The organism is Bacillus sp. UNC437CL72CviS29 (assembly GCF_000482345.1).
Classification (GTDB): domain Bacteria; phylum Bacillota; class Bacilli; order Bacillales; family Bacillaceae_G; genus Bacillus_A; species Bacillus_A arachidis.
In genome coordinates this window covers 29,565-47,051 of the sequence record NZ_AXVB01000030.1, presented here as the reverse complement: position 1 = coordinate 47,051, position 17,487 = coordinate 29,565, and the positions used below count along the sequence as shown (strand labels likewise).

Annotated in this window: 14 protein-coding genes and 1 pseudogene; 3 read left to right on the top strand and 12 right to left on the bottom strand. The window is 34.0% G+C overall.

Translation table 11 applies throughout. The features are described 5' to 3' along the window. Together M014_RS0119580 and M014_RS28690 are read right to left on the bottom strand one after the other, a co-directional pair. Positions 1-519: RNA-guided endonuclease TnpB family protein (locus M014_RS0119580; RefSeq protein WP_026593208.1), on the bottom strand; the 519-nt coding region annotated here is incomplete at its 3' end. Positions 520-1,308: 789 nt separating this feature from the next. Beyond that, on the bottom strand, positions 1,309-5,871 hold the full coding sequence (locus tag M014_RS28690; RefSeq protein WP_081811091.1) for a Cna B-type domain-containing protein: 4,563 nt from the start codon (positions 5,869-5,871) through the stop codon (positions 1,309-1,311). 1,549 nt (positions 5,872-7,420) lie between these two features. Between M014_RS28690 and M014_RS27270 the strand changes: the two genes are divergently transcribed. Beyond that, positions 7,421-7,642, top strand: coding sequence for a hypothetical protein (locus M014_RS27270; RefSeq protein WP_035415510.1), 222 nt, complete (start codon positions 7,421-7,423; stop codon positions 7,640-7,642). 254 nt (positions 7,643-7,896) lie between these two features. Here the strand turns inward: M014_RS27270 and M014_RS0119560 are convergent, their stop codons facing one another. From M014_RS0119560 to M014_RS30495, 3 genes and pseudogenes are all read right to left on the bottom strand, one after another. Beyond that, positions 7,897-8,499 (bottom strand): DedA family protein, encoded by a 603-nt coding sequence (locus tag M014_RS0119560; RefSeq protein ID WP_026593207.1) that lies wholly within the window; start codon positions 8,497-8,499, stop codon positions 7,897-7,899. 279 nt (positions 8,500-8,778) lie between these two features. Further along, complete coding sequence (locus M014_RS0119555) at positions 8,779-9,408, bottom strand: GNAT family N-acetyltransferase (RefSeq protein ID WP_026593206.1); 630 nt, start codon at positions 9,406-9,408, stop codon at positions 8,779-8,781. A gap of 158 nt (positions 9,409-9,566) precedes the next feature. Then, positions 9,567-9,770: pseudogene (locus M014_RS30495) on the bottom strand (hypothetical protein); the annotation flags it as partial. Between M014_RS30495 and M014_RS0119545 the strand changes: the two are divergent. Next, a complete protein-coding gene (locus M014_RS0119545) occupies positions 9,739-9,993 on the top strand; it encodes a hypothetical protein (RefSeq protein WP_155924352.1) in 255 nt (84 codons plus the stop codon). The pseudogene M014_RS30495 and the gene M014_RS0119545 overlap by 32 nt on opposite strands. Positions 9,994-10,088: 95 nt before the next feature. Here M014_RS0119545 and M014_RS0119540 read toward each other — a convergent pair whose 3' ends face one another. The 3 genes from M014_RS0119540 to M014_RS0119530 all read right to left on the bottom strand — a co-directional run bounded on the left by M014_RS0119540 (position 10,089) and on the right by M014_RS0119530 (position 14,179). Next, positions 10,089-10,454: a hypothetical protein gene (locus tag M014_RS0119540; RefSeq protein ID WP_026593203.1), complete on the bottom strand. Its 366-nt coding sequence runs from the start codon at positions 10,452-10,454 to the stop codon at positions 10,089-10,091. Positions 10,455-10,697: 243 nt separating this feature from the next. Beyond that, positions 10,698-13,268: a type I pullulanase gene (pulA, locus tag M014_RS0119535; protein ID WP_026593202.1), complete on the bottom strand. Its 2,571-nt coding sequence runs from the start codon at positions 13,266-13,268 to the stop codon at positions 10,698-10,700. Positions 13,269-13,747: 479 nt separating this feature from the next. Further along, entirely contained in the window at positions 13,748-14,179 is a 432-nt protein-coding gene (locus M014_RS0119530) for a DUF7832 domain-containing protein (RefSeq protein WP_026593201.1), read from the bottom strand. A gap of 391 nt (positions 14,180-14,570) precedes the next feature. On the opposite strand from M014_RS0119530, the gene M014_RS0119525 reads away from it, so the two are divergent. Then, a complete protein-coding gene (locus M014_RS0119525; protein WP_026593200.1) occupies positions 14,571-15,389 on the top strand; it encodes an alpha/beta fold hydrolase in 819 nt (272 codons plus the stop codon). A 58-nt stretch (positions 15,390-15,447) separates the two neighbouring features. Here the strand turns inward: M014_RS0119525 and M014_RS0119520 are convergent, their stop codons facing one another. From M014_RS0119520 to M014_RS0119505, 4 genes are all read right to left on the bottom strand, one after another. Continuing rightward, positions 15,448-15,660 (bottom strand): hypothetical protein, encoded by a 213-nt coding sequence (locus M014_RS0119520; RefSeq protein WP_231503977.1) that lies wholly within the window; start codon positions 15,658-15,660, stop codon positions 15,448-15,450. 273 nt (positions 15,661-15,933) lie between these two features. Next, entirely contained in the window at positions 15,934-16,398 is a 465-nt protein-coding gene (locus M014_RS0119515; protein ID WP_026593198.1) for a GNAT family N-acetyltransferase, read from the bottom strand. Between the two features lie 262 nt (positions 16,399-16,660). Continuing rightward, positions 16,661-16,870, bottom strand: coding sequence for a hypothetical protein (locus M014_RS0119510; protein WP_026593197.1), 210 nt, complete (start codon positions 16,868-16,870; stop codon positions 16,661-16,663). A 220-nt stretch (positions 16,871-17,090) separates the two neighbouring features. Continuing rightward, the gene (locus tag M014_RS0119505) at positions 17,091-17,438 is read right to left on the bottom strand and encodes a hypothetical protein (protein WP_026593196.1); all 348 of its coding nucleotides are present in this window, start codon (positions 17,436-17,438) and stop codon (positions 17,091-17,093) included. Positions 17,439-17,487 lie beyond the last annotated feature (49 nt).

The following is a 17,487-nucleotide window of genomic DNA, read 5'->3' as shown; positions in this document are numbered from 1 at the left end:
CAATTCTTGCACTTCTATTTCGGCAAGAATCGAGACAAAATATGTTCCACTTGGATTCCTTCTGACAGTAGCGCTCAAAATACGTCCTTCTACCTCACGATTTTTGGCAAACGTGACAAGGCCAAGTTTCGGTAACTTTATTTTATTTCCCACAATCGCGATGTTCCCATTTGTGTGCTTCGTTGTATAGGATTGGACTTTATTGTTTTTCGACTTAAACCGAGGTGCTTTGTTTTGTTTGTTGAAGAATCGTGAATACGAGTCAGCGAGGTTGTGAAGAGAAGATTGAAGAGCCGTGCTGTCCACTTCTTTGAGCCATACAAATTCTTTTTTGAGGGCAGGTAGTTGCGAAGAACAAGTGCCATAGGTTAATCCTTTCCCTGTTTCTTTATATCTATCATTCCATTTTGCTAAAAAATAATTGAATACAAAACGAGAACAACCCATTGTTTTCGCGATACGTATTTTTTGTTCTGCATTAGGATAGATCCGGAACTTATACGCTTTATGGACAAGCAGCACTTTCCACCTCACTTTCTATTTTAGTTTTTCTACATGCTTTTTTCACGATATGTATGAGAACGATATCGGAATATACTCAAAAATACTTCTCTCGTATCATTTCTTCTTTTTTGTCGAAATTCCTCTGCCACCCTTCAAAAATGTATACATATGAAAAGACTTTTATAATGGAACAATTCCTTATATGTAAAAATGCTTCTTCCTGCATCATCTCCCTTCTATAGGAACGAACGGATCCCGATACCTCATACTGACTCTTCCGCAAGGAGAAATGTTAGGCCTTTACCTAACCGCCATTCATCTCCCACCTACTCATTGGACCATGTCCTACCCATTCCTTGAGGTGGGAGTTTTCTGTCGGGAAATGATAAAATCGACCGTGTACTTGTCTAGGTTAATAGCACAAGGATTTTAAATATAAAAAGGCCGCAAAGCTTTTCTTCAAAAAACGCTCTGCGACCTTTTTATTTCTTATTCTACCTAACTAAAAATCAATTGTATTTTCTCTTGAATCAACGGTACGCTATTACTACATCTATTACTCATTTACTTTCATATAGATGATTTAATTTTGAATCATCTATATGAACCCAGGTAATAATCACTACATAAGCAATAGATGATCTATTTTTTCCACTAAGTCACTTATTATTAAATGAATCCCTAGTTGATAATAGTTTTTCTTTGAAATCACTTGACTTAGACATATATAATCTCTAGTCTTTCTAATTTAATAGTATCCGTATGTCCAAGTTTGATAGGTTTCTTGCACCAAATCCAATTTTTTTATCTCATTCGTTGACGAGCAAATATGAATCCACCTAAAGCCACCAACAACATACCTCCAATGTATGAAATTATATCCATCGATGTTCCGCCTGTTTTAGGAAGCCATACTGATGTTTTAGTATTTTCTTTAGTAGGTGGAACTTTAGAATCGCTATTTGTGTCTGTATTTGCGTTTGGATCTGTACTTGGATTTTTTGGTTCTTTATTTGGATCTTTTGGTTCTGTACTTGGATTGTCCTTGATTTTTGTATTCGTGATATCATAACCATTTACTTCGGATTGATATCCATCTACTGGTTGTTCTTTCACTTCATATTTGTACGCTGCACCATTCGCATCATATGCTGCTAATTCTTTAAATGTATATTTCCAACCCGTTGCTTCACTTACTTCTTGCGTTGCGATAACCTGACCGTTTTGTAGTAAATCTACTTTAATTGTTTTCGGTCGATTTGTCGCATTTCCGTCATTCCACGTCTTTGTTCCTTCTACTATTGTTTTGCCAACCTTTGTATTCGTGATGTCATTTCCTTTTACTTCGGATTTGTATCCGTCTACTGCTTGTTCTTTTACTTCATACTTGTAAGCTACACCATTCTCATCATATGCTGCTAAATCTTTAAACGCATATTTCCATTCGCTTGCTGCGCTTACTTCTTGTGTTGCGATTACTTTGCCATTTTGTAGTAGGTCTACTTTGATCATTTCTGGACGATCTTTTGCGTTATCGTCTTTCCATGTTTTCTTACCACTAACTTCTGTTGTTTCTGTATTCTTGTAAGTGTTCGTAATCGTTGTTCCTTCTACTTTTGTTTCATAGTCCTTAACTTTCACTTCACTTACTGTGTACTTATACTCATTTCCTTGCTTATCGTACTTCGGAAGATCTTTGAAATCGAAGTTCCAGTTGCCATCCTTATCAGCTTTTACTTCTTGGTTTTTGAACTCTGTTCCATTTTGAAGCAATTGAACTGTGATGCTTTCTGGGCGTTTACCAAACTTGTTGTTGTAATCATCCCATACTTTTTTACCATTTAGTTCTGTTTTGTCTGTATTTTTGTAAGTGTTCGTAATCGTTGTTCCTTCTACTTTTGTTTCGTAGTCGTTTACTTTTACTTCACCTACTGTGTACGTGTACTCGTTTCCTTGTTCATCGTACTTTGGGAGATCCGTGAAGCTGAAATTCCAGTTACCAGCTTGGTCGGCTTTTACTTCTTGTGTTTTCAACTCTGTACCATTTTGAAGTAGTTGAACTGTAATGCTTTCTGGGCGTTTACCGAACTTATCGTTGTAGTCATCCCATACTTTTTTGCCACTTACTTCTGTTTTGTCTGTGTTTTTGTAAGTGTTCGTAATCGTTGTGCCTTCTACCTTTGTTTCATATCCATCTACTTTCACTTCACTTACTGTGTACGTGTACTCGTTTCCTTGTTCATCGTACTTTGGGAGATCTTTGAAATCGAAGTTCCAGTTTCCAGCTTGATCTGCTTTCACTTCTTGGTTTTTGAACTCTTTACCATTTTGAAGTAGTTGAACCGTGATGCTTTCTGGGCGTTTGTTGAACTTATCGTTGTAGTCATCCCATACTTTTTTGCCACTTACTTCTGTTTTGTCTGTGTTTTTGTAAGTGTTCGTAATCGTTGTTCCTTCTACTTTTGTTTCGTAACCGTCTACTTTTACTTCACTTACTGTATACTTGAAATCGTTTCCTTGCTCATCGTACTTTGGTAGATCTTTGAAGCTGAAATTCCAGTTACCAGCTTGGTCAGCTTTTACTTCTTGTGTTTTCAACTCTGTACCATTTTGAAGCAATTGAACTGTGATGCTTTCTGGGCGTTTACCAAACTTATTGTTGTAGTCGTCCCATACTTTCTTACCACTTACTTCTGTTTTGTCTGTATTTTTGTAAGTGTTCGTAATTGTTGTGCCTTCTACTTTTGTTTCGTAGTCGTTTACTTTCACTTCACTTACTGTGTACTTGTACTCGTTTCCTTGTTCATCGTACTTCGGAAGATCCGTGAAGCTGAAATTCCAGTTACCAGCTTGGTCAGCCTTCACTTCTTGGTTTTTGAACTCTGTACCATTTTGAAGTAGTTGAACTGTAATGCTTTCTGGGCGTTTACCAAACTTGTTGTTGTAGTCATCCCATACTTTCTTACCATTTAGTTCTGTTTTGTCTGTGTTTTTGTAAGTGTTCGTAATCGTTGTTCCGTCTACCTTTGTTTCATAGCCGTCTACTTTTACTTCACCTACTGTGTACTTGTACTCGTTTCCTTGTTCATCGTACTTTGGTAGATCTTTGAAATCGAAGTTCCAGTTGCCAGCTTGGTCGGCTTTTACTTCTTGTGTTTTCAACTCTGTACCATTTTGAAGTAGTTGAACCGTGATGCTTTCTGGGCGTTTACCAAACTTATCGTTGTAATCATCCCATACTTTTTTGCCACTTACTTCTGTTTTGTCTGTGTTTTTGTAAGTGTTCGTAATTGTTGTTCCTTCTACTTTTGTTTCGTAGTCGTTTACTTTTACTTCACTTACTGTGTACTTGTACTCGTTTCCTTGTTCATCGTACTTCGGAAGATCCGTGAAGCTGAAATTCCAGTTACCAGCTTGGTCAGCTTTTACTTCTTGTGTTTTTAATTCTTTTTCATTTTGAAGCAATTGAACTGTGATGCTTTCTGGGCGTTTACCAAACTTATTGTTGTAGTCATCCCATACTTTCTTACCATTTAGTTCTGTTTTGTCTGTGTTTTTGTAAGTGTTTGTAATCGTTGTTCCGTCTACCTTTGTTTCATAGCCGTCTACTTTTACTTCACCTACTGTGTACGTGTACTCGTTTCCTTGTTCATCGTACTTTGGTAGATCTTTGAAATCGAAGTTCCAGTTTCCAGCTTGATCTGCTTTCACTTCTTGTGTTTTCAACTCTGTACCATTTTGAAGCAATTGAACCGTGATGCTTTCTGGGCGTTTGCCAAACTTATTGTTGTAGTCATCCCATACTTTTTTGCCACTTACTTCTGTTGTTTCTACATTCTTGTAAGTGTTCGTAATCGTTGTTCCTTCTACTTTTGTTTCATAGTCGTTTACTTTTACTTCACTTACTGTGTACGCGTACTCATTTCCTTGTTCATCGTACTTTGGTAGATCCGCGAAACTGAAGTTCCAGTTGCCAGCTTGATCAGCTTTTACTTCTTGTGTTTTTAATTCTTTTTCATTTTGAAGCAATTGAACCGTGATACTTTCTGGGCGTTTGCCAAACTTATTGTTGTTGTCATTCCATATCTTCGTTCCTGAAACAGATGTAGTTTTCACCTTATTCGGAATCATAAGCTTTACACCTTTTTCAGCATTTCTATCAATTGTAAAACTTACTTTTGCTTGAGGATCAAAATCTAGATAGTTTGGAGCCGAAATCTCTTGCACATAATATTTTCCTGGCTTTAAATCAGGAACTTCAACCATACCTTTTTCATCGGTTTTATAAGTATTTCCAATTTGCTGACCCGATTCCGTATACAATTTAAACGAGACATCAGGTATGAATTTTTCCGTATTCCCTTCAATATGCTTAACAATTCTTAACGTTCCTTTTGGTGGTAAATCACCTTGGGCACCGCCACCCGCATTTATATTCTTAACCCAAGCCGTATTTGAAAAAGATTCCGGTTGCTGATTTAGAATTTGATATTTAACTGTAAAATCATTAAAGAAATTCTCTTGGTTCATTCCACTTTCAGTTATAGTAGAGCTATATCTTATACTAAGAATCTTACCACTTGCGTGATCCTTATAAGCCCTAATCTCGAAAGAGTTATCATTAAATGTAATCGTTCCGTAACCTTTATCCCTAAACTGCTGAGCTGTTAAACTTTCATTTCCAATTATTAAGATAACGCTATCCTGATTAAGTGTTTGACCCGCTTGTAAAATATCGGACAAAACAATATCATCACTTAGCTGTTCTTTGTTACTGTTACCATTTACATTCAACTCCCAGTTCACTTGATTTGGGGTTTCTGGATTAATTGAACCTGTTTTGTAGGCAAATGGTACTGTACTCGTTCCTTCATTTGGACCTTTAATAGTTACCGTTTGATTTGCTAAACTGGTACCTAAGTTAGTATCCACTGTTATGGTTTGTCCCGTTCCTACATTATTAGTCGCTTTAATTTCAAAATTAAAATGCCCTCTAATGTTTTGAAGTTTCTCAACTGTATCATTAAATGTACAAACCACATTAGTTGTAGCTATCTGGCAAGTACCAAAATTAACACCTGCATCATTATTTAATGCAATGGTCCTACTATATCCTTGCAATTCTGAAGGTAACGTTAGTGTTAGTGTGTCTCCAGCTTTCATTTGATTTCCAGATTTATCACTAAACGTTACTCTTATTCCTGTTCGTTCTCCGTAATTTAATTCCTTTTTATCGAATGTAAAACTATCAACTAACCCTGTTTTATTTAATTCTTGTGCACTTGCTATTATAGGCACCAAACTCTGACCTATAGTAAACATAAAAATCATTAAAATCGAAAAAATCGAAGTTACTCTTTTTATCATGTCATTCTCCTATCAATTATTATTAGATGGCTTCTAATATGAATATGTAATGACAATGACTTAATAGGATGATGACACTTCTTCTTTTTTAACTGTTATAAACTTAAAAACTTGAAAACAGGTTTCTAAAACGATTCCTCTGCTCTCCATTAACCTTCATTTTTTCTAATGCAACACTAATTTCACTAAGTTTACTATTTACAAATTTAACAATTGTTGATATTATTGTAACTGTCTAAATTACATTTTTTCATCATCCCTATCAAGTCTCGGAATCTTATGTTGTATCATATCTACCATCTCATGGTGAGCATAAATTCCTGATTAATAATGTTTTCATCCCAATGCTATTGGTTTATTCATACTACTTGCCATTGTTTTCAGATTCATAACATCAGTATGTCCAAGTTTGATAGCACCTTTTTAATGATTCACAATTTTATTTACCAGAACCTTTTGCCCCCTCCTAAAGGCATTTTTTATGCTCTCCTCCGTAATATATGACTACTTTGAAAATAAAAATAGCTTTTGTAACTTTTATAACTGATTTTGTAATTAAAGAAACCAAACATAAATACGATATTTTGAATATACTTCTTATTTTATACTCCTTCCTACATACACTGAAATATCATTCTTAAATGCTTGCGCCATCCCCCCTACCGAACCCTTGATTCACATAGTGAAAATTACAAATCCCTAGTAACCTTGTTTACTCATGTAAATCTTTCAAATCATTTTCCAGGTTGTAATTACGTTGGCTTATGCTTTTTAAGAAAATGAACGGTAACATCCTCAATTTGTCTCAGCTTATGAATTTCGTATTTTATTCACAACTTACATGACGTATAAACTTCTTGGTTAAATCTCGCTATACCGGATCTTCAATTAAATTCTCAGCATCACGACAAGATTCATAATTAATTGTAGTTGCTTATTTCTTTATTTCCATAAAACCAGATTTCACATTGCTTGGTCGGTACAATGGCATATAGGCCATTTATAAATAGCTGTAATACATGTGCACTTAAGTAATACATGTGCACTTAAGTAATAAAGGTGTCATCAGAATAACAAAATACACGTGCTCTACTTCTACCAAATAATTAATAATTACATCTTAGTCACCTCACTATTTGTATATAATGCTAGATATTATATAAAACAAAGAAAGAGTAGTAAGCGTAATGTCAATCAGACAAAAAACTAAATTTTCAGTCTTTTTTATATTTAAAGGAGGATATTTTCAGCTACTCTTTCTTTGTATTATGAGTTTAACACTAAACATAACGTATAACAAGACGAAATTATTCAATTTTCTCTTAATTTCGACATTTTTCTTAGAGAGGCTTATATCATACTAGCAAAAGTTCCTTACAATGCATTTTAAACAAAGCCATTTATAAGTTTAATTATATTCGCATCAATAACGAAGAAGGCATAACAATGTTACGTATTCTACTTCGATTGAAGCCAACAGCATCATCTTCTTTCTTTTCTCTCTATTGATAATAAATAAAAGAACAAGGTGAGTAGGAACGGGTATTTAATGATGAAATTTTACAAACACGAACCGTACACGCAACAAATACTACGCGATTCATTTTCAATAGACAAAAAAATGTTATTAATGATGAAAAAAGCAAAATTTCCTGTTCATACTTCTCTATTACATCTCATTCAATTCCCTACTCTAATTCTATCTGGAGCAGGAAAAGTTGTAATAGGTGTTGATGAAGGAAAAGTTGCTCTGACTGTAGCTTTGAAATAAAGTTCACTTAAAAAATCCGATTAAAACTCATTTAGAATTTTTCTATCAATTAGGAGGAAATACGGTACAACAATTTCATTGAATGATTCCTGATCTACGCCCTACACGTACTTGAGGAAGGGGACTTCTGTTGGAGTACTGTAAATAATGATGGACAAGAGTACCAATAGACATCCCTTATACTTTACCTTCAAATACTCGGTAAATGATTCTTTTTGATTTTGATCAGAGTGAATTTCGTATTAATTTATACTTTATACAAACACACGCTTTAATTTTTTTCGAAAACGAATACCTAGCGTAATGGCTACAATGATAACCACTCCGAAGATAATTTTCCCAATGTGCTGTCCGAGCACCGCAAATATAACATGTGATTTTCCTCCTAACCAATAGCCACCAATTAAAAAGAAAGATACCCAAAATAGATCACCGGCGTAGATCGTTATGGCAAAACGACGGAACGGTAAATTAATAATACCTGCAAAGTATCCAGTAAAATGACGTACACCTGGGATGAAGAATCCAATAAAGATAAGGAAATATCCATATTTATCAAACCACATTCTCGTTAAATCAATTTTTCTTTGTGTTAAAAATACATATTTCCCATATTTCTGTATAAAAGGCATACCAAGTTTATTCCCTAAAAAGTATTGAATTGTCATCCCTACACTTGTACCAATAAAGGATAAAATAATTAAAAGTGGTAATTGTAAATCTCCTTTATGTGCCAAGAAGCCTGCATATGCTAGTGTTGGCTCTCCTGGGAACGGAAATGCAATATATTCTAACAGTGTTCCAACAAGTACTACATAGTAGCCGTACTGCTGAAATAATTCATAAACCCATTCCATATTGTTTTCTCCTTTTTTTCTACAGTATTAATCACGTACAACAACCAGTGGTTACACTAGTCCTCATAAGAATCTAGGCATTTCAATGCTGAGTAGTTCCAAAGCAGCATAAACCTTTACTCTGCACAATAATTAAAAAACAGAAGTTCCACCCAATCATAAAAATAAAAAGCGAATAACTTATTAGGTTGATTACGATAATACTCAAGAAGGCTCTTTGCTGGATAGTAAAAAGCGGAAAACCGTATCACAAATAAGAGATACGGTTTTTACTAATAGTTAAAAATCATAACAGTATAAAAACACATTAAGTTTTGCCTTCATTGAATCAAAGTAAATTTCCTTTTCATTTATACGTTCAAAGTTTTGATTGTCATAAAATCCATAGTTACATTTAGCATCTGTATATAAATATAAAGATTTTACATCCATACTTTCCATATAATTAAACAAATGGTTCATTAGAGTCTTTCCAACTCCAAGACCTCTGGATTCCCCCGATACAATGAATAATTGTATACAACCTTGAAAATCATCTTCTTTTCCATAGATAAGTTCTTTATATGCATCTTGAACTTTTACAAATTCTTTCATGAATTGTTTATTCTCCTTATTGGCTATGAACATTTTAAGCATGTTATAGGCATAACTGAACGTATTATGAGCTTTCCTTAAACGATTTTTGTCTTTTGTTGAATCGCCCAAAATAACACCAATAATCTTATTGTTTCTTTCTGCTACTTTGCTAAATGAACTTCCTAAAATACAACTTTGTAGATAGATGTTTAATACTGAATCTAAAAATTTTTTATCCTTTATGATTTCATTGAAGCCAAATGCTTCGCCAATTAATTTTTTAATAGACTCGTAATCTTCTTTGACTAAATCTCTATATATTACCTTATTCATATTTACAAGCTCCCTTTTATATAAATATAATTTAATTTCGTATTTTATTGCGAATGCCTTATTATAATAGTAATGTCTCCCCTTAAGGGAGAGTCAACGATAATATGAGAAAAAATACGAAAAGCCGCGTCTAGTATAATTACCAAACGCAGCTCGTGTTATTCCAAAAATGGTAGATATGCTTGTTGAATACCGTTTTGTGTTGCAATATAGAATGCTTTGGCAAACCCTTCATTTTGTATACACTCATTAATAACAATCATGATGGGGATTCTACGTAAATCTAACATAAGCTTTTTTCGAACATGTTCTGCTAAAGCAAGATTTGATATGAATAAAATAAAAATTCCAGGTATTGTTTTGATAATTCTGGGTGAGATGTTTGATAACATTATTCCTGCTCTAATTCGAGAAATCGTAGGGGACGAAATTGCTAATTGGATGGAAGTGCCCTATTCTAATTGGCAAAAGTTAATGAAATTCAAAGAACTAATGGGTTTTCTTGACTCTGATTATTCGGGTGTTTTCGGAAGTATGACTAATCAGCTCGTGCTGGCATTGCTCAGGCGTCAGTCACTATCTTAGACATTGATACTCACTAGTTACTAGAATACGAAACACATATAAACAATTATGGTGTAAAAAAACAGCAGAGTTTATAATATCTCTGCTGTTTCCTATTATTTAACTTCTAACGTGAACCAATTATTTAATGAATAGACAAGCGTTACCAAACAGCCAATTACACCAAACCAAATAACATTAGGATCAATCTTTGACCCAAATAGTACTGCTATTACCGATACCATACACAATAGCATCGCTAGACCATTAATCTTAATTTCGACTATATCGCCACTTTTCACTTGCTTTTCTTTACTTCCAAAAAACAATTGATTTGCTTTTAGCTTTGCTTCTTTTACATCAGAAGGAAGCGTATACTCTTCATTATTTTCTAATTTCATTACCACTTCATTATCTACTTTTAAAGCTACTCTTGTAGCTCCGCCCATCATTCCTGTTGCCCTTATTACTTTTATACTCATCTCAAACTCCCCTTAAAATGTTTTCCGTTTAATAAAAACCTTCCCCTCTTCAGTTTAGTATATTTTCTACAATTTTTCATCTTTTTTCCATGATTTATATTATCATATTCGGATTTAATTTATTAATAGGAGTATGAGTGTTTCTACCTTTTACTTTATAGCCTATAACTAAATAACCTTTTGCACTCCTGTGATGTAGGTAATGTTAGTTTCAAGCAAGATTTCCTTTTACATCCTCTATTCTTATTTAATCGGTTTCTCTGTTTTTAAAACAAATGAACTTAATGCAGGAACCTTCATCTTATTATCATGGAATACATACAGCACTTTACTTCCTGCATGTTCACCATCTACTAGCACTTTCCAAGGACCTTTTGATGGAAGATTTATTTCCATAGCTTCTCTATTTGCATTGTGAGCTACAACAAAATATTCATTTTTATTTCCATTTTCTTTGCTATCAATTGTGTAAGCTACAACATTTTTTGGCGCATCCATGAACGTTACATGTTTTTTAATTTGTTCAGCAGTTGTCATGCGAAAAGCTGAATACTTGTTACGTAGCTCAATTAACCCTTTCATATACTCAACTTCTTTATCAAATGCTGCACGGCGCACCCAATCCATCTGGTTAATCGAATCAGGAGATTTGTAGCTATTATGGTCACCATATTTTGTACGCATGAACTCTTGCCCCGCATGCAAGAATGGAACCCCTTGCGATGTTAATATGATAGAAGAAGACAACTTATGCATTTGTTTACGTACTTCTTCACTATCGCCAGGATTCGTCAACTCAAGCTTATCCCATAATGTATGGTTATCATGTGCTTCAACATATGTCAGTACTTGTTCAGGATCCTGATAAGTAGACACCTTTTTATCATAATCAAGACCAGCCGTAATTCCTTTTTTTATGCGTTCTTCCATGTTTTGCATTCCGTTCACAAAACCATTATCCTTATCTCCAAATACGCTGCCTTTCAATCCGTCACGAATATCGTCATTAAAATGAGCGATTCCGTTCATTTTCTCCGCATTTTTTTGATTTGCTTTTAACTCAGGCGCAAGAGGCGTATTTAAATCCCAACCTTCTCCATGAAGAATAATAGAAGGATCAATTTGATGAACCGCTTTACGTATCGCATTCATTGTTTCAACATCATGAATACCCATCAAATCAAAACGGAAACCATCTAAATTATACTCTTTCGCCCAGTACACGACGGAATCTATCATAAATTTCCTCATCATCTTTCGTTCAGAAGCTGTATCATTCCCTACACCTGTTCCATTGGCGAGTGAGCCATCCTCATTGTAACGATAATAATACCCTGGAACTAACTTGTGGAAATTAGATTCAGCCGCACTGTACATATGATTATATACAACGTCCATTACAACACGAAGATTATTATCATGAAGTGTTTGAATCATCTGCTTTAATTCAGTAATTCGAACAGTCGGCTCATAAGGATTAGTAGAGTATGAGCCTTCTGGTACGTTGTAATTTTTCGGATCATATCCCCAGTTATATTGTGGTTCGTTTAATTTTTCTTCATTTACTGAAGCATAATCAAATATCGGTAAAAACTGAACATGAGTAACACCAAGATCTTTAATATGATCAAGACCTGTTTTTACGCCTTCTGGTCCCCTCGTTCCTTTTTCTGTTACACCAAGATATTTCCCTTTATTTTTAATACCACTTTCAGGTTGAATGGAAAGATCACGCACTTGCAACTCATAAATAATAGCATCTTCCGGGTTTTTAAATTTCGGCTTTTTATTCCCCTTCCAATTTTTCGGATTTGTTTCTTTTAAATCAACGACTGCACCTTTATCACCATTCACAGAAGCAGCACGCACATATGGATCAACGGCCTCAGTCCATTTGTCCCCAATCTTCACCTTATATGTATAAAAAAGACCTTTTTGATCACCTGTAAGTTTTGCAGTCCAAGTCCCTTTTTCACCTTGATCCATGCTTATTTCAGTACCTTTTTCATCATTCCATTTTTTATAAGTAACCAACTTTGCCTCGCTCGCAGTGGGAGCCCACAAACGAAACTTGGTTTCCTGTGGCGTATAAATATTCCCTAAATCATTGCCATCATAATAAAATAAATGATCAAATTCCTCGCTACGGATTACTTTACCAATTTCAGTATTAGCTTCAATGGAATTTCCCATTTTGATTTTGTATGTTTTTTTCAAGTCAAGATTCTTTTCTGTAATGATTTTAACCTTATTGGTAATATCTCCATTATTTGTGTCATAAGGATTAACTTTCTCAATGTTAACGCCGTCAATTTCAATTTTATGCTCCTTAATATTGAATGGAACATTGGTAGTCATAGTGATTTCATTGAAACTATCAATGGTCGCTTTCTGAATAGCAAGTTCAGAAGATGGCTTAGAATCATATACTTTATCATCGCCCGAAAGAACCCATACTTCAGCACGACCATCCTTAATATTTTCAATCCAACGATCACCACCGTCTTTTTCCCATTCATTCGTACGAACTATAAATCCAACACGATTATAATCACCATCTATTTTTACTTTAGCATACTTACCAAACTCATCTTCCCCAGTAAATTCATAGAACCTGCCACTCGCATTTTCGGTCCACATCCAAAGGTTCCAATCCTTTGCATTTCCAACCTTCTCCTTATAATGAATGATAATTTCCGTTGTTTTCGCATTTGATTCCGCTTGTACACTCTGAAAAGAAAAACCAGATAATAGCATAGCAATTACAGTAAGTAATAAAAACGTCTTGTTTATTAATCTTTTTGTCATATACACTCCATTCACCCTTTCTTACAATATTATGAACCATTCATTATGAGTAACACTGCATAAGTTAATCTAGAAATCGCTTTTATACCACCTCCGTATTGAATGTTTATACTTATTTCCAATGATCTTTTGGTAGAAAAATCAAAGGTAGAAAGGGATAAGAAATCAACGAAAACGTTTGCATTAAATATCAAAAAAAAGACTTACTTATTCCTCCTTATATCTCTAGATATCAAAAGATCATGGAAAACATTCTAAAGAAAACGTTTGTTATCGCTTTCAATTTTATAGCAAGAACTATAAAGAGGTCAATATATTATTAATTTTCTGTTTTTACCCTATGTATATATTGTTAACATGTAAACAAAACCTATTTAAAAAAAATAAACGGTTATACCAAAAGGGAAACAACGACTAATCTTAAAGATCGTTATTTCCCTCTATTTCTTTAACTTTAAGCGGTAAATTTTTTCGATAATACGTTGTTACAGTTTCCGTATGTTATTTTTCCAATTGAGATAGCTATAATCAACCTCTTCTTTTAATTCAAAATAGTTTTCCCAAGTATCTTGTGCATGATAAAGTGTCTCGCCTGCACCTACAAAAACATCCCTATAGTCATATAGATATTTCCAGTCATTATCACTATTAAAGTAATACATTGCAAATTGATTACCCTCATCATTTAACATGTCATCTGCAAACACACCACCCCATTTTATATAGATTTGCGTGCCAGTCATTTGTCTAAGATTAAATTTATTAATGTCATCTCGAGATTTTTCTTCAAACGCTTTACTAAATAAATGATTTTCAATAATCCATCCAAGAAACATACCAGTATGTACATATGCTTGTTCAATTGGCAAATCCTCTGGAAGATCATCAAAATAGTACTTTGCTTTATCATAAATCACGATGCCCAACTCCATTTCATACCCTATTTTTTCTATTCTACCAAAAATAAGGTATGAATAGGAAAATATATCTATATCACCATAACTAATCTTCAAAACATACAACTATGATAAAAATCTCATATAAGAAATTCGTTGTTACAAAAGCGAAACATACATTAAATGCTCATAAATAACTGTGGAGAGATAAAATTTTAGTTTTGAGGTATTTTTAATCCCACATGATTTCAAAACAACAATTTGAGCGTAACTGTAAACTATGGTGACTTTGTTTCTTAGTTAATTTCTGCGTTTTATATCATTCGCCAATCATATACAGTAAAGGTGACTACCAATTATAAATCGCTTATTCATTTTGTATAATAAATAAAAAAAAGGAGAGATTTCACAAATGACTGTAGTGCAGAACGGAACATTGCAAGTGCCTGGAGCGAGTCTTTACTATGAAATCAGAGGAAAAGGACCTGTACTTCTAATGATCCATGGCGGTGGTGGTGACGCTGATAAATTTCTTAAGGTCGCTAATCATCTTGCTAATTGGTATACAGTTGTTACCTACGACCGCCGTGGCCATTCTCGCAGTAAGCTTACCAATCAAACTGAAGATTACTGCGTGGAAACACATAGCGACGATGCTCACCACCTGCTAACTAAACTGACCGATGAACCGGCATACGTATTTGGAAGCAGCTCTGGTGCTGTTATCGGACTTGATCTGTGCATACGCCACCCAAGACAAATAAAGCTACTAATCCCTCACGAACCCGTCTTATTGCAAATTTTATTCGGTGACGAGCAGGTGCAGGCTAGAAAATTCATGGAAGACCTTAAGAAAAATCATAAAAAAGAGGTCATAAAGTTATTATCAAATGCACGAGCGGACACTAACAATCAAAAACAACCGAAAGATGTGCAAGCAAAGCGAATGCTTAGTAATTCAACGTATTTCGTTGAGTATGAAATTCCAGGCGTTCTCGACCATTCACTAGATATCGATGCCTTGCAAACTGCATTAAAATCTTCATCGATGCAGGTGCTTCCAGCAGGAGGAAGTGATTCACGGGACTTTTTCGCTTACCGCTGCGCAGTCGCATTAACAGAACAACTAGGAACAGATATCGTAGAATTCCCTGGACATCATGGAGGCTATAACACAAGTCATCATAAAGAATTTGCTGAGAAATTACACGCGATTTGTCGTTCACATTAATAAAGACAAATAAAAACTAGCAAAATGAAATTTGCTAGTTTTATTTATTTCGGGACTACTAGTCATCAGAATCATCTCCAAACTTTACATTGTCGATTGCCTCGCTGTCTTTTGCAACCCCTTCTATAGTCCCAATTAAATTTCTTACCATCTCAAGTGTAATCAATTCTTCCTCTTCATAAAGTTTTATACTTGCTCCCATTGAAAGTAATTCCTCAGCAAATCTCACCAAAGATTTCAATTGATCTGCATCACTGTAGTTACATTCCATTATAGGCTTTTCTGTTTTCATATTTTGTTTGATTTCACTTATCGATTTAGATGTTTTTTTCTAATCAAAGGGAGATACTTATTAGAATTCGAATTATGACGCACTACTAAACTTACGGTAACCAACTCTACTACCCTCCTTATAATGAGCATTTTGTATTTCAGTTAGATAGAAGTTTTTATAAAAAAGATTGATTATTTTCAGATTCAAATTATTCAATGCAAGCTACCTATTGTATATAAAGTTACTTTGACACACTATCCAGTATCTTTCTTAAATGACCTTCATCATATTTATATTTGTAATTTCATAACCCAACTTTTCATATAACCCACGTGCAACTGTGTTATGACCAAAAACATGAAGACCAATTTTATTCATTCCTAATTCTTTAGCAATAATTTCAATTTCTTTCATCGCTTGCTTACCATACCCTTTTCCTCGGTGTGGCTCATAGATTATAAAATCAAAAATATAGCCTTGATCTGGATTTGTAGTTGATGTTTGTGCAATCCAAATCATTCCGACTAGTTGTTGGTCTTGAAAAATAGAGTACAAGTAATTCAGCTCAGATTTCTCATCTTTAGGTAACAGTCTAGAAAATTCTTTTTTAGATAGATTGATTGCCTCATCTTCACTCCAGTTTCCTGAAGTAACTTTGTTTTTTGCATAGTTCTCAATTGCACCAGAAATGTATAGTTGAAATTCTTCTTTATTCATCGGTTTTAATGTAATCACTTAATCCCCTCCTACTTTAACGTGATTGAGCTAGTTTATATAAACAACAAGTTCCAATGCTCGCTACTGCTAGCAGTTGAAATAAGCCTAACGACTTAAAGTTGTCATTATTATATAATAATTCAAAAAATATAACGAATGAGTGAAGCATTGTATCTTTTTTGCAAGCATCGTGACTTTCATTCAAATTAACGCATAATATAACAGGAAGCATAACTTTGCATAAAATGCAGGTTTATGCTTCCAATAAATTAACATTAACTCACTTATTAGTACAATTCTTAGGTTCTTTAAAAAAGTTAGATGCAATGCAACAAACTATTCCAGTAATTAGAATACTATATTTTACCATTCCACTTGTATGCTCAAATAAATTAATTCCATTAATTACATTAAGCATTACAAGTCCCCAAAACACTTGAATTGCTCCAAAACCTAATAATATTTTTCCTGTTCGAGAAAATTTTTTCATAGCCTTCCACCTTCCATATATATGTAAATTTTATCATGAAACCCCCAAAATGAATGACTACAAAATAAACTTTCTGCAAGTTTATGGGTTATTTTGAAGGGGAATTTTGTAATGTTAGACCTTAAAAACGATATTTTGATGCAAAGTTATGGGTTATTGGTATGCAATTTTATGAGTTAAGTCACACATAAAATTAAATTTACTCAAAAACAAAGAGGATCTAAAATACGAGGTTCTCCTCAATTCCCTGTATAATGCTCCAATCTACGCCGTCTTCTAACTCATTTTCAAGTTCTTCTAATAAGCAAATCCCTTCTTGTTCAATACCCGCGTCATATCCATAAATCTCAAAATATCTTTTCTTATATTTTGTATACCAATAATATGTACTATATATGATTGAATGTTTCGCTTCTTTTCCATTTAAATTCATTGTAGTATGCCTTAAAAAATCATAATAACTCCAAAACTCTTTTAATCTCTCATCACTAAACATCTTACTAGGCACCTTTTCTACTTTGTCTCGTTGCATGAATTTCGTTAATTCCAACTCTTTTATTATTTCCATTCAGTTATCCCTTTCCGTCCTTGTTCGTGTTTATTATATTCCGATTCTT